The 13,234-nt window shown below is 29.8% G+C and carries 10 protein-coding genes and 1 riboswitch; of the genes, 8 read left to right on the forward strand and 2 right to left on the reverse strand.

Features of this window, described 5'->3' with window-relative positions:
- The first annotated feature begins 177 nt into the window (after positions 1–177).
- The 7 genes from L3B96_RS15835 (at position 178) to L3B96_RS15865 (ending at position 8,063) form a co-directional block, all read left to right on the forward strand.
- Complete coding sequence (locus L3B96_RS15835; RefSeq protein ID WP_238948040.1) at positions 178–954, forward strand: TSUP family transporter; 777 nt, start codon at positions 178–180, stop codon at positions 952–954.
- Positions 955–989: 35 nt separating this feature from the next.
- Positions 990–1,156: riboswitch (Lysine riboswitch) on the forward strand.
- A gap of 145 nt (positions 1,157–1,301) precedes the next feature.
- The gene (gene dapA / locus L3B96_RS15840) at positions 1,302–2,171 is read left to right on the forward strand and encodes a 4-hydroxy-tetrahydrodipicolinate synthase (RefSeq protein WP_238948041.1); all 870 of its coding nucleotides are present in this window, start codon (positions 1,302–1,304) and stop codon (positions 2,169–2,171) included.
- 200 nt (positions 2,172–2,371) lie between these two features.
- The gene (locus L3B96_RS15845; RefSeq protein ID WP_012061185.1) at positions 2,372–4,027 is read left to right on the forward strand and encodes a SulP family inorganic anion transporter; all 1,656 of its coding nucleotides are present in this window, start codon (positions 2,372–2,374) and stop codon (positions 4,025–4,027) included.
- 161 nt (positions 4,028–4,188) lie between these two features.
- Complete coding sequence (locus L3B96_RS15850; protein WP_023974954.1) at positions 4,189–5,148, forward strand: aminoglycoside phosphotransferase family protein; 960 nt, start codon at positions 4,189–4,191, stop codon at positions 5,146–5,148.
- A 294-nt stretch (positions 5,149–5,442) separates the two neighbouring features.
- A complete protein-coding gene (locus L3B96_RS15855; protein WP_238948042.1) occupies positions 5,443–6,687 on the forward strand; it encodes an ammonium transporter in 1,245 nt (414 codons plus the stop codon).
- Positions 6,688–6,837: 150 nt separating this feature from the next.
- Complete coding sequence (locus L3B96_RS15860) at positions 6,838–7,176, forward strand: P-II family nitrogen regulator (RefSeq protein WP_012061182.1); 339 nt, start codon at positions 6,838–6,840, stop codon at positions 7,174–7,176.
- Between the two features lie 254 nt (positions 7,177–7,430).
- Positions 7,431–8,063 (forward strand): HDIG domain-containing metalloprotein, encoded by a 633-nt coding sequence (locus L3B96_RS15865; protein WP_238948043.1) that lies wholly within the window; start codon positions 7,431–7,433, stop codon positions 8,061–8,063.
- Between the two features lie 481 nt (positions 8,064–8,544).
- Here the strand turns inward: L3B96_RS15865 and L3B96_RS15870 are convergent, their stop codons facing one another.
- A complete protein-coding gene (locus L3B96_RS15870; RefSeq protein ID WP_238948044.1) occupies positions 8,545–10,671 on the reverse strand; it encodes a sigma-54-dependent transcriptional regulator in 2,127 nt (708 codons plus the stop codon).
- A 269-nt stretch (positions 10,672–10,940) separates the two neighbouring features.
- Between L3B96_RS15870 and L3B96_RS15875 the strand changes: the two genes are divergently transcribed.
- The gene (locus L3B96_RS15875) at positions 10,941–11,453 is read left to right on the forward strand and encodes an Hsp20/alpha crystallin family protein (protein ID WP_012061179.1); all 513 of its coding nucleotides are present in this window, start codon (positions 10,941–10,943) and stop codon (positions 11,451–11,453) included.
- Positions 11,454–11,600: 147 nt separating this feature from the next.
- Here the strand turns inward: L3B96_RS15875 and L3B96_RS15880 are convergent, their stop codons facing one another.
- Complete coding sequence (locus L3B96_RS15880; RefSeq protein WP_238948045.1) at positions 11,601–13,178, reverse strand: DEAD/DEAH box helicase; 1,578 nt, start codon at positions 13,176–13,178, stop codon at positions 11,601–11,603.
- Between the last annotated feature and the right edge of the window lie 56 nt (positions 13,179–13,234).

Genomic DNA, 13,234 nt, shown 5'->3' on the forward strand with positions numbered 1-13,234 from the left:
TTAAGGTCTATAGCGCCGATGGTACTGCATGGGAGACTGTGTGGCAGAGTAGGACGTTGCGAGGTAAGCAAAAGATAGTTGTAATGACTATCTTTTTTATTTTAGTTTTATTAAAGTCGTAATAAGTTAATTATCTTTATAGAGAATATAATTAGCTTATTGTCGTTAGGAGAGGTTATGTATTCATATAATATGACATTGCTTATCATATGCCCATTAGTATTTTGCGCAGGTTTCGTGGATGCTGTTGCAGGTGGAGGAGGAATAATATCTTTGCCAGCATATATTTTTGCTGGAATGCCAATACATATGGCATATGGAACTAATAAGTTTGCAAATGGTATTGGAACATTTGCAGCTTCTATAAAATTTTTAAGTAGTGGTAATATAAAAATTAAACCAGCATTAATTTCAGCTATAGGTGCTATTATAGGATCTTGGTTTGGAACGCAATTAGTATTGCTACTAGATGAAAAGTACTTGCAATACTGTCTTATTATCATTTTACCTATTGTTGCAATTTTTCTTTTCTTTAACAGAAAGATTGGAGTAGAAAATAACGAAAAGAAAGTAGAACATAGAAACATTTATTTAGTGGCAGGAATAATAGGTTTAGTAATAGGAGCTTATGATGGATTTTTTGGTCCGGGAACAGGAACATTTTTAGTTTTAGCTTTCACATCGTTTTTAGGATTCAATCTTATAACTGCGTCTGGTAATGCTAAGATAGTGAATTTGGCATCTAATTTTGCAGCACTAATAGCTTATATATTAAATGGTAAGGTTTTATTTATGATAGGTATACCTGCAGCTATATGTGCTAGTTTAGGAAATTATTTAGGGGCGCATTTTGCAATTAAAAGTGGAGCGAAGATTATAAAGCCAATAATAATATTAGTAATAATTATGTTATTTGGCAAAGTGATAGATGCTATTTTATTTACAAGTAGTTAATTAAATGATATAATTTCAATAATGTAATAACGAAAACCTAAGGTAGAGGTGCTATTAATAAGGAGTATTTATTATGAGTTGGCAAACGTTGACTAATAAAGAAAGGTATTATAGCCGAAGATTTAGATTATGCAAAAATTTATTTCTGGGTATGCATAAAATATATGCATAACTGTCACGAAAGTGGAGAGCTACAAGGATTTGGTGAAGCTATAGATAATAATGTTATAGTTATGATATTATTATGTTTTAGTTTTGTACAAGTTTTATGCGGTTAACTCTACCCGTTGGTATATATGCTAACGGGTTTTCTTATTTAATAAAATAGATTTGAGGAGTTGGAAAAGTTGGCAAAGGTTGAAGGAGTTCTAGTACCATTATTAACACCATTTAAAGATGGAAAGGTAGATTTTAAATCTTACGAAAGAATTATTAATCATTACGTAGAAGAAGGAGTAAATGGAATTATACCACTTGCAACTACAGGAGAATCACCTACAATACTAGAGAATGAATATGAAGAAATTTTAGAAAAAACTGTTGAATATAATAAGAATAGAGTTCCAGTATACATAGGATTAGGTGGTAATAATACAAGTGAAGTAATTAAAAAGCTAAAATTAGTAGAAAAGCATAAAGTGAATGGAATACTATCAGTTACACCATATTATTCGAGACCAGATCAAAGAGGTATTTATGAGCACTTTAAAAGTATATCAGAATCAACTGATTTGGATATAGTACTTTATAATATACCATATAGAACTGGAGCTAATATTGAAAATGAAACTGTGCATGTATTATCTCAGTTAAAAAACATAATAGGAATAAAAGACTGCTGTGGAAGCATGAAGCAAACAACTGAACTATTAATGAATCCTCCAAAAGATTTTTCCATCTTAACAGGTGAAGATATGTATTTTTATACGACGCTTATGCTTGGAGGACAAGGCGGAATAATGGCATCAGCACATTTAAATACTAAAGATTTTATTGAGGTATATAACCTAGCTAAGGCTAATGATCATCAAGCTGCACTAAAAAAATGGAATTCTCTATATAAAATGATACCGCTATTATTTTCAGAACCAAATCCAACACCTCTTAAGTACAGCCTAAAGAAACTAGGTATAATAGATTCTGATGAAGTTAGATTGCCATTAATGAATATCACAAAAGGATTAGAAAGTAAGATAGATAAAATATTAAGTATTTAACATAACTGAGATAAAAAAAGTATAATTATATTATAGTTAATTGTTATAAGTTAAATAAATTGGCTTCAATAAAAAATCACTTTGGATTAATTTCTTTATATATTCTTCTAGTAATGTAGTAATGATAGGGGGGATTTTGACTACTTTAAAATTTAGGAGTAATATAGAGACTGACAAATTTAATAAGGAAGTGATTAGAAATGATGCCTAAGTTCTTTTCTATGATTAAGAACAAGGAAATTACTAGAGAGCAAGTTATGAAGGATATTATAGCTGGCGTTATTGTAGCTGTAATAGCATTACCGTTGTCAATAGCACTTGGAATATCATCGGGAGTATCTCCAGAGAAAGGGCTTACGACAGCAATATTTGCAGGATTTATTATTTCGCTCTTAGGTGGAAGTAAAGTTCAAATAGGTGGACCTACAGCGGCATTTGTCGTTATAATTTATTCTATTATTCAAGAGTATGGTATAGGTGGACTTGTTGTAGCAACGATAATGGCTGGAATTATATTAGTAATAATGGGGATTTTAAAGTTTGGTTCATTAATTAAGTACATACCCCAGACAATAACAATAGGATTTACTGCTGGTATAGCAGTAACGCTGGTATCCACTGAAGTCAAAGATTTTTTAGCATTGAAAATTGAAAATGTTCCAGCAGAGTTTTTTGCAAAATGGAAAAGTTATCTTACCAATATAGGAACGTTAAATACATGGTCGCTAATAATAGGTATAAGCTGTATTTTTATAATGATATTTTGGCCTAAAGTTAGTAAGACAATACCTGGATCAATGATTGCGCTAATTGTCGCTACTATTTTTGTGAAAATATTTAATATACCAGTAGAGACTATAGGAAGTAGGTTTCAGGAGATATCATCAACATTACCAGTGCCTATGTTTCCTAAGATAAATATGGATGTAATAAATAAATTATTTGCTCCATCTATTACTATTGCTATACTGGCAGCATTAGAATCACTATTATCAGCAACCGTGGCGGATGGAATGATATCAGATAAGCATGATTCAAATATGGAACTCATAGCTCAAGGTTTAGCTAATATTACATGTGGAATATTTGGTGGAATACCTGCTACAGGTGCGATTGCAAGGACTGCCGCTAATGTAAAATCAAATGGAAGAAGTCCAATATCAGGGATGGTACATTCTATAACATTGTTAGCTACTATGTTAATTTTGATGCCACTTGCAAGGATGATACCGATGTCCGTACTTTCAGCAATTTTGATAATAGTTGCTTATAATATGAGCCAATGGAAGGTGTTTAAATCATTATTAAAGGCACCTAAAAGTGATGTTATTGTATTATTACTTACATTTACATGTACGGTTATATTTGATTTGGTTGTAGCAATAGGAATTGGAATGATCATGACTATGTTTTTATTTATGAAGAGAGTATCTGATACTACTGAAATTAGAGATTTGGTAGAGGAGAAGGTTTTCGATAAGGATACTAATACTGTACTAGAAAAAGCAGATGGAAGGATACGAGTATATCAAGTAAATGGTCCGATGTTCTTTGGAGTAGTAAATGAGTTTTTTGATAAAATGAAGGAAATTGAATCTTCAGTGGGGGTTGTAATTTTAGACATGAGACATACTCACGCAATAGATGCATCTGCAATAGATGCATTAACTAGATTACTTAAACATTGTAATGAGTTGAATATAAAACTTTGCTTAACACATGTACAAAATCAACCTATGAAAGTACTAAATAAGATGGGGTTTGTAGTTAAAATTGGAGTAAGTCATATATACGAAACAAAAACAGAAGCTATAGAGAAAGCTTATGATTATGTAAAGGAATTAGAAGCATCCTAGTGGATTATTCCCAAGGAAATAGTAAAATATATTGTTTAGATATTGTCGTAAATTTTAATATTTTACTTAAAAGTAATGGGACTCATAAAAAAAATTTTTTAAGAATATTTTCATTTAATTTTGATTATAAGCAATAAGTTGAATAAATAAAGAGGTAAGGCATGGAATATAGATGGGAAAGGACATTTCCATTTTTGGAAGTTAGTAGTGCAACGATTAAAAAGTTATTTAAAGGTATATTGAAAGAATGTGACATTAATAATATTATACCAATAGATTCTGGGTGCAGGACTACAAATTATATTGTTGAATCTAATAATCTAGAAAAAAAATATATATTAAAAATATTTTTTATAAAGGGGCAGGATTATAAGAAAGAAATTAAATTATTAAATTTTTTAAGAAACTCTAAGTTCGTACCTGTACCAGAAGTATATAGAGTAAGTGAAGATGAGGATATTGGAAACAGAGAATATGCCATTTATGAATATATTGAGGGAAAGACTATAGGGCAGGCTATAAGAGAAGGTTATAGTTTGGAGGATAGTTTTGTTAGAAACGTTGCAAGGGCTTTAGCTAAAATACATAGCTATAAGTTTTCTAAGGTTGGGGCTTTAGATGAATGTTTACATATAAGAGAAGAACTACCACCACTTGTTTCATGGTATGAAAGCTTCATGGGAGATATAGCTAAGAAGCGTTTAGGAAAAACTATTGTAAATGACATTAATCGCGTAGTTAGGAAGAATGAAAAAGCATTAAGAGATTTAGATAAGGATCCTAGGCTTGTTCATGGCGATTTTCAGGGGACTAATATAATAATAAAAAATAAAATGCTAGCAGGTATATTAGATTGGGAGTTCGTAATAGCAGGGCACCCTTTAGCAGATATAGGACAGTTCTTTAGATATGAAGAATATTTTAATAGAAAATTAATTGAGGCATTTGAATATGAGTATAATAAATTTTCAGATTATAAGCTTACTCAAAATTGGTATAACATAAGTAAGCTAAGAGATCTCGTAAATTTGATTCAATTAATAGGAACGAATGAGGAAATGCCAATTAAGCATGAAAACATAAAAAAAATAATAATTAATACATTAAGTGTTTTTGATTAGATGTTAAACAAAATTAAATCTCCCTTGAAAAAAATGTTGACAATTTTATATGGAGATAATATACTATCAATAAGAACAATGGTGTTTGAGAAATATACTCGAAAGTATATTTCTCAAGCACCTTTTTTCATTTATAAAAATTATAATTATAATTCTAAGAGACTATTAAATTGATTTTTAGATAATGTGCGCAGTTATCTCTCTATTAACAGTTATTTGAAAAAATTTAAGTAATTTCAAGATGTTAATTAGCAATTTATATCTTAAACTTACTATATTTAAGGGGGATTTTTTATGGAAATTAATTTTGGCGATAGCAGTTTTATATTGATTTGTTCAGCACTTGTACTTTTAATGACACCAGGACTTGCATTCTTTTATGGTGGAATGGTTCGTAGAAAAAATGTTTTAAATACGTTAATGTCTTCATTCTTTATTTGTGGATTAGCATCTGTAATGTGGGTTTTAATAGGCTATTCACTAGCATTTGGAGATAATATTGGGGGAATAATAGGAGGACTTAATTTCTTTGGATTTAATGGAGTAGGTGGAGATCCTTCATCATATGCACCTACTATACCACATGAGCTTTTTGCAGCGTTTCAAATGATGTTTGCAATAATAACTCCAGCTCTTATAACTGGATCTTTAGTAGGAAGAATGAGATTCTCAGCACTATTTATATTTATAGCATTGTGGTCAATTTTAGTATACTACCCATTAGCACATATGGTATGGGGGTCAGGTGGATTGATAAACTCTTTGGGAGCAGTTGATTTTGCTGGTGGAGATGTAGTTCATATAAGTTCAGGAGTTTCAGGACTTGTAGCCTGTATTGTACTAGGTAAAAGGCGTGGCTATGGTATGATGTCATATAAACCACACAATATTCCATTTGTAGTTCTTGGAGCAGCATTACTTTGGTTTGGTTGGTTTGGATTTAATGCAGGTAGTGCATTAAATGCTGGTCCACTTGCAGTTCATGCTTTTATGACAACAAATACTGCAGCAGCTTCGGCATTGCTTTCATGGATGCTAATTGAAAAAATAAAACATGGAAAGCCAACAATACTTGGAGCTGCAACAGGAGCTGTTGTAGGATTAGTTGCAATAACACCGGCGGCTGGATTTGTTCCTCTTTGGAGTTCAATTATAATAGGAGCTATAGTATCTCCAATATGCTTCTTCTTCATGACTGCAGTTAAATCTAAATTCGGATATGATGATGCATTAGATGCCTTTGGATGTCATGGAATTGGAGGAGTTTGGGGAGGTATTGCAACAGGATTATTTGGACAAACAGCAATAAACTCTGTAGCACAATGGAATGGTCTTTTCTTTGGAGATATTAAGCTTTTAATAGCTCAAATAGAAGGTATAGCAATAACAATAGTTTTTGCAGCGGTTATGACATTCATTATCTTGAAAGTTATGAAATTATTTATGACTATTAGAGTTGAAAGTGCAGAAGAAGCTGATGGTCTTGATGTGGCTGAGCATGGTGAAACAGCATACCCAGCGTTTACTGGACTAGACTAAATATTAATATATCCAGGAAACTTTATAGTATTGTGTAATGTATGTATTATAATAAAATATTTGTATAAAAATTAGTTGTATAATTTTTAGATATATATTGTTAAAATAATATTATATACATTATATAGATGATTAGGGAGGAAGTATATTATGAAAAGAGTAGAAGCTATTGTAAGACCTTCAAAGCTTGAAGAGGTTAAAGAAGCATTAAAGAATAAAAATATAAATGGTGTTACTATAAGTCAGGTTATGGGATGCGGACAACAACGTGGCTGGAAAGAATATCATAGGGGTACTGAAATAACAACGAATGTATTACCAAAGATAGAAGTTAAAATAGTTGTAGAAGATGATAAAGTAGAAGATGTAATTGAACTTATTACTTCAATTGCTAGGACTGGTGAAGTTGGAGACGGAAAAATATTTATAATTGATATTGCAGATGCTATAAGAATTAGAACAGGTGAGAGAGGAAATTCAGCTTTATAGAAATAAAGTATTCACCAATTAATATAGAATCTAACTTGCAGTAAGCAATAAGAATAAAATATATAGAAAATAGTAGGTTGATCTGTTTTGATATAGATTTACCTACTATTTTCTATATATAAATAATGTATTAATATTGAAAGTGACTTTTTAAAAACTTTTGAGTTTAATAATTTTGATATTAGATATACTAATATTGTTGAATTAAAATAAAGTTTATTGGTTCAGTAGAAAATGTCTAATAGGAGTATATTATGAATGAAAAAGAAATTTTTTTAAATATTGAGGAGCGTTTAATTAGCGATGATAAGCCATCTATGTACTTAGAGAATGCACTAAAAAATCATAATCTTGATAATTATCCATTTTCAATGATAAGTGACTTACGAGATGTTGATCAGAATCCTAAATTTCATCCGGAAGGGAACGTCTTTGTACATACAATGATGGTTATTGATCAAGGAGCAGTAAATAGAGAAAGAAGCAGAGATAAAAGAGTATTTATGTGGGCGCTTCTATTGCATGATATAGGTAAAAAACCTACTACTAAATTAAGAAAAGGAAGACTAACATCTTATAACCACGACAGTGTAGGAGCTGAAATGGCTAGAGAATTTCTTACATATTTTAATATGGAAGAAAACTTTATAGATGAAGTAAGAGGGCTTGTAAGATGGCATATGCAAAGTTTATTTGTAACTAAAGATATGAAATTTCAAAATATAGGAGACATGCTAAGAGATGTAGATATAAATGAGATTTTCTTAGTTTCCCTTTCAGATAGGTTAGGTAGAGGTAATTTAGATCATATAGAAATAAATAAAACAAAAGAGGAAGTAAGAAAGTTTAAAGAAAAAATAACTGATTTCAAAAGAAAAAATAAATAATCATCTGAATGTAAGTGATTAAATTTGTTAAAAAAAATGTAGATTAACTACATTTTTTTTAACAAATTTAATCAACTATGTGAGATTGAACACCTGAAGGTGAAAATTGTGTTAATATATGTTCCAACTAGATTACCTATATCCTCACGTGATTTTAATATAACTATGTCTACATTTTTGAGTACCGAAAATCATTTTTGCTGATTTGATAGGCTTTTTTGAGAAATTTTTATAAATGCCTACAATTAATGAAATCACTACTTTACCACCTTTTAATTACTATTTGGATACTAATATATAGCATTAACAGCCTCATTAGTGTGTCAGAGTATTAAGAATACAGTTCTATTGTGTTTAATAGAATAAAATTATACAAAGTCAATACTGTGTATTAATTATTTAATACACTTTATTTTAGAAATAATATATTATCTAATATTTACAAGATTATTTTAATACTAAATTCAGAATTGGATGAAGTTTAGTATTCAGTAATAATGTTATTTGCATAGCCTCTAAAACCATTAATTAGATAAGAATAAACGGCGTTTAGATTTGTATTATAGAGGGAACATGCTCTAACAGCCTCTAGAACTAATTGTGTTGATACCATATCTAAACTTTTAGTATTAATGTTAGTATGTTCATTTATAACATCACTCAAATTATTTAATGATTCCATATCTACTAAAATCAATACTCCTTTACCTTCATCGACTATTTTAACTTTTTCAATAACAGTTTGTAATATATCAGAAGGCGTCATTTCAAGAGGTATATCTACAGCTAAAATATTATCAACATCAAAGAGCTTTCTAGCAACAGCAACCATACTTGTTGCTGCACTCGAACCATGAGAAGCAACTACTATCCCAACCCTTTCTTGGTGAGAGGATTCTTGTATTGAAGCTAAAAGCAATGCTAGATAATCAACCTCAATTGGAGGAATAGTCATACTATAACGTTTTTGGGTCAACTGATGGATTTCAGTTGCAACATCATATTCTTTATTGTTAACAGATAACTGTAGCTCAATATGTGATGAAAAGGAAACCTTTCTTTTCTTAATTCTATTAAACAGAGCGCTAAAATGTAGGCTTACTGCATAAATAAATCGTTCATTTAATTTTCTATTTAATCTGGATTCTGCCAGAGCTTTGATCTCTTCAACAAATTCAACAATATCTTTATTGACAATTTTTAATAAGACTTCACGACGATTTGTATCGTTTTTAAGCCTAGCATAGAATTGCTTTAAATGAATATTGATGTCAGTAGTTATAAAATCTTTTATATAATCATCGCTCATGCCTTCTTCATGAAGAGCAGAAGTTTTGTCCTCAACAATGTTATAAATATTAAAAGGTGGTTTATAATCATCAGTTTCTAAGAAAGTTTTATCACCATCGGGTTGAATTGTAATTGTGTTAGGGATTGTATCACATTCTGTTACATTAACTTTTCCTTTAGCGCTAAAAGTTAAAATTTTGTTTTTTATATTAGATGGGAATAAGTTTAAATTTATATCAATACATTCATCTGTATTAATACAGTTTAAAAATCCTTTTCCACACGCTAATTGAATATTCAATTTAAGCTGTCCAACATTTCCGTAAGATGTACTTCTTATTAAAGCTTCAATAGATTCAGCTGAAATCTTAATAGTTTTGTTAACTCTTTGAGCTTCATTTGATAATAAATAGTGTATCAACTCAATTTGATCATCAATTGGTCTTTCATCAAAACTTGGAATAGTTATAGTTATTGGAATTTTTCTTATGAAAGTATTAAGTAATGTGGAATTAGGATCTTCCGTTGTGGAACCTATTAATAGTATACTAGCTCTTCGGGTGCTACCTGTTTCGCCAAGTTTATTGTAAGTTCCTGTATCTATGAAGTGAAATACCATTTCTTGAGCTTCATGTGGTAATCTATGTATTTCATCAAGGAGTAAAATGCCTCCATCGGCTCTTGAAACAATACCATCTGTCTCTTTATCGGCACCTATAAAGGAACCTTTGATGTGTCCAAAAATATACGATAGAAGAAGTTGTGGATTATTAGCATAATCAGCACAATTAAAAACAACGAAAGGAGCATCTTTTGAGAGCCTTTTTATATATTTAGAGTGTTCATACATTATGTTAGCAAATAAACTTTTACCAACGCCTGTACCACCAATTATTAATGTATGCAATCCGTTTGGTGGGTACATCAGTGCTGCTTTGGCTTGTTCAATTTGATTTTTTAAACTTGTATTAGCACCAATTAGATAGTTAAAAGGTGACTTATTCTCAGTAAATGCATTTGAAGGAGAAGAAAGTAATATATTAACATCTAATATTTCCTCTAAATCTTCAGGTAGCTTTATAGATAGTATATTTTCAAGGCAACTTCTATCAAAATACATAACTGGCCTATTTTTTATTTTAATAATTTTCTTTTCTCTACAGAGAATATTAAGCTCTTTTGAAACATTATTCCTTAATATATCTAATTTTTCGCCAATTTCTTGGGCACTAAACCCCTTTTGATCTAAAAATTTATCTTTATTAAAGTTCTTAGAATTTTTTAAAATATAGTTATAAATTTTATCAATACGCTTCATTATAGTATCCTCCTATATATAATAAATATTGTAATATCTTATATGAGATTATTCAATAGTGTATTGATATATATTGAAAAAAGAAACGCTTTGGATTAATAGAGTATTAAAAAGTAATGATATTATACACTTGAAAAAATTAAGTAATATTTAGAATTGATACACTAATTAAAGTTTAAAAATACAACTAAAATTAAGATAAATGATTTAAACAAATTGGAAGTTTATAAATATTATATAAGTGTTAAGAAATATATTGGGAGGAAGATATGTTTAAAATTTTTACTTTTGGATTTGATAATGTTTTTAATCCAAACAATATAGAAAAGATAAGTGGAATTATGAATTCATTTTTAGATAACTTTGATATAAATGAATTTGCTAAAAATAATGAGGATATTTCTTCTGATGAAGGAAATAGAGAAGAATATAATAATTTTATAAAACTTAATCGGTATGATGATATGTATCATCTAACTATAGATCTAAAAGGTATTGATCTTAGAGAGTTAAGCATAAGATATGATCCAGGAATATTAGATATAAACCTAAATAGATTAGAAATTAAAAAAAGTGGATTTGGGATATTTTCTAATACTGCTCTTGTTAAGAAGGCTTATAATAAAAAATTTAATGATATTGAGGATATAGACACAAATCAGATACTTAAAAGTATTGATAATGGAGTTCTTAGTATAATAATGCAGAAAAAGTATTCGTTAGAAAATACATCGAATATAATAGATGTGGATTCTTATCAAGATGATGCGGATATACAGTAATGTATAAGCAATAGCATGAAATGTTTTAATGTTATTTTTAGAGTAGTTATTTTTATAATAAAAGCAAAAAAGGGAGGATAAGCTCTAGGCATTATACCTAAATTTAAATCTTCCCTTAAGTAAGAGTATTAAGAATAAAAAGTTTTATTATCTCTTACGCTTATTAGCAACTTCAACATTAACCTTCTTCTTATTAATTTTTCCACCAGGACAATTTTTTAATATTTTAGAAGATATAGACTCATCAACAGTTACAAATGAGAAGTTTTCCATAAGGTCTATTTGACCAATTGCTGAAGCATTAACTTTTGTCATATCTTTAATATAATTAATTAATACTTTTGGAGTCAAACCGTCTCTTTTGCCGACAGAGAAAAATAAACGAACATCTTCTTTTTTAGGCGCTTCTAATTTGTTTGAACTGTAATCAAATACAATTTCATTTTCAAACTTCATTTTCATTAGAGCTGAAATAATTGATACTGCATCATAAGATTCAGTCAATTCTATTGCACTTGGTATAAACTTAGTAAGATCACCAGCTTTAATAGTACTCTCAACTTCTGACATCATGTCCTTAAATTTTTTATTATTAATTTCTTCTGCAGTTGGAACTGGCTTTTGTGTGATTGAACTTTTAGTAACATTTTGAATTTGTTTAAGCATTGAAAAATCCTTTGGAGTTACTAAAGAATAAGCTGTACCGCTTTTATTTGCTCTACCAGTTCTACCAATTCTGTGAACATATGATTCTACATCTTGAGGTAAATCATAGTTAAATACATGAGTCACACCTTCTACATCTATACCTCTAGCAGCAACATCAGTAGCTATTAATAGGCTTAGTGTACCTTCTTTAAATTTATTTAAAGTAGTTAATCTGTGAGCTTGTGTCATATCTCCATGCATACCTTCAACCATATAACCTTTTGATTGTAGCTCTTGTACAAGCTCATCAACACCTCTTTTAGTTCTGCAGAATATTATAGCCGAACTAGGATTATCTAGATCAAGTAACCTACAAAGAGCTTCTAATCTATGCTTATTATTAATCATAAAATAACTTTGCTCAATTTTAGATACAGTTAATGAACTCCTCTTAATACTAACAAGTTTAGCATCTGGTTTCATATACTTTTTAGCCAACTTTGCTATTGGATCAGGCATTGTTGCTGAAAATAATAAAGTTTGTCTTTCAGATGGTGTATGACTAAGAATTTCTTGAATATCATCGATGAATCCCATGTTAAGCATTTCGTCAGCTTCATCTAGTACTAGAAATTCTATACTTTCTAAATGAAGGCATTTTCTTTTTACAAGATCTAATATTCTACCAGGTGTTCCAACTACAATATCGACATCACCTTTTCTTAGTGCTCTGATTTGTCTGTCGATTGAATCTCCACCATAAACAGCTAGAGTTCCAATTTTTTCATATTTAGAAAGTCTTTGTATCTCCTCATTAACTTGAACAGCAAGTTCTCTTGTTGGTGCTAAAATAAGAGATTTGATTCCTTTATTATCACTCATCTTGGTGATAATTGGTAAGCTGTAAGCTGCAGTTTTTCCGGTACCAGTTTGTGCCTGCCCTATTAAATCAGCGCCACTAAGTGTTACAGGGATACTTTGTTCTTGTATTTGAGATGGTTTTGTAAAACCAAGGTCTGATATTGCCTTAACAATACTCTCTTTAAGACCTAATGTAGCAAATTGATTATCATTCATTAAATATCCTCGTTTCTTTGTTTCAAAATTAGTTATTTTTGTTTCGATAACTTATA

Source organism: Clostridium sp. YIM B02569 (assembly GCF_022320765.1).
Taxonomy (GTDB): Bacteria; Bacillota; Clostridia; order Clostridiales; family Clostridiaceae; genus Clostridium; species Clostridium beijerinckii.